A 1,514-nucleotide genomic window follows, 5' to 3' on the forward strand; every position below is an offset into this window, starting at 1 on the left:
AGCGATGAAGCCTGCGAACAAGGCTGGGGAACCAGCTGCGGAGTGGGTGGAGCCAAGGGCGGGGACCAAGGGGAACACGGGTCAGCCGCACACGCACCGGGCGCAGAACCGGGCAAGCGTGCCACAGGGGCTGGAACGTGTACGGCAAGCTGCAAGGCAGCGGAAGAAGGAACGGTTCACCGCGCTTCTACACCACGTCACAGTCGACCGGCTTCGGATGGCATTCCTTGCGCTCAAACGCAATGCGGCTCCTGGAGTGGATGGCCTGACGTGGCGGTACTACGAGGCAGGACTGGAAGCGAATCTCCAGCGCCTGTTCGCGCAGGTACACAGCGGAGCGTATCGGGCACTGCCTGTTCGGCGACAGTACATACCCAAGCCGGATGGGAAACAGCGACCGTTGGGGATTGCCGCGCTGGAAGACAAGATAGTCCAGCGTGCGGTGGTGGAAGTGCTGAACGCGATATACGAGGAAGACTTTCTCGGTTTCTCGTACGGGTTCCGGCCCGGGCGTAGTCAACATGATGCGCTTGATGCGTTGGCGACGGCCATCACCAGCACCCCGGTGAACTGGATTCTGGACGCGGATATCCGGAGCTTTTTCGACTCGGTTAGCCAGGAATGGCTAGTCCGTTTCATGGAGCACCGGATCGGCGACCAGCGCATCATCCGCCTTGTGCGTAAGTGGCTCAAGGCGGGTGTTCTGGAGGACGGAGAGTTGAGCGTCAGTGAGACAGGGACACCCCAGGGATCAGTGGCATCACCGCTGTTCGCGAACGTGTACCTTCACTACGTCTTTGACCTCTGGGCCAACCGGTGGCGACGGCGGGAAGCCAAAGGCAACGTAATCATCCTGCGGTACGCGGATGATATCGTGGTCGGCTTCGAGCACGAAGCCGACGCGCGGCGCTTCTGGGACGCGATGCGATCGAGGCTGGAAGAGTTCTCGCTTGAGCTACATCCGGACAAGACGAGGCTGCTGGAGTTCGGCCGCTATGCAGCGGTCAACCGCCAGAGTCGAGGCTTGGGCCGACCGGAGACCTTCACCTTCCTGGGTTTCATCTTTATCTGCGGCCGGTCTCGTCGCGGGGCTTTCCAGTTACAGCGGAAGACCCGAGGGGATCGGATGCGGGCGAGACTCAGGCAGATCAAGGAGGCGCTACGGAAGCGCATGCACGAACCGATTCCTACACAAGGGAAATGGCTCAGGCAGGTGGTTCGGGGGTACTTTGCGTACCACGCAGTACCTACGAACTCGCGAGCACTCTGCGCGTTTCGATACCACGTCGTTGATCTGTGGCGGCGGGCGCTCCGGCGCCGCAGTCAAAAGGATCACATGACGTGGCAGCGAGTCGAGCGGATCGCAGATGCCTGGCTCCCGCAACCTCGAATCCTTCACCCGTGGCCCGACCGGCGATTTGCCGTCAAACACCCGAGGTAGGAGCCCGGTGCCCGAATTGGGCACGCCGGGATCTGTGCGGGGGGTGCTCAGTAATGGGCATCCCTACCGCAAT

1 protein-coding gene is annotated in these 1,514 nt (G+C 61.8%); it reads left to right on the forward strand.

Annotated elements, in window-relative coordinates:
* The first annotated feature begins 4 nt into the window (after positions 1 to 4).
* Positions 5 to 1,441, forward strand: a complete 1,437-nt coding sequence (gene ltrA, locus M3I54_RS44195) for a group II intron reverse transcriptase/maturase (RefSeq protein ID WP_254346697.1) — start codon at positions 5 to 7, stop codon at positions 1,439 to 1,441.
* Positions 1,442 to 1,514 lie beyond the last annotated feature (73 nt).

This window comes from Paraburkholderia sp. CNPSo 3274 (genome assembly GCF_024206475.1).
GTDB lineage: Bacteria > Pseudomonadota > Gammaproteobacteria > Burkholderiales > Burkholderiaceae > Paraburkholderia.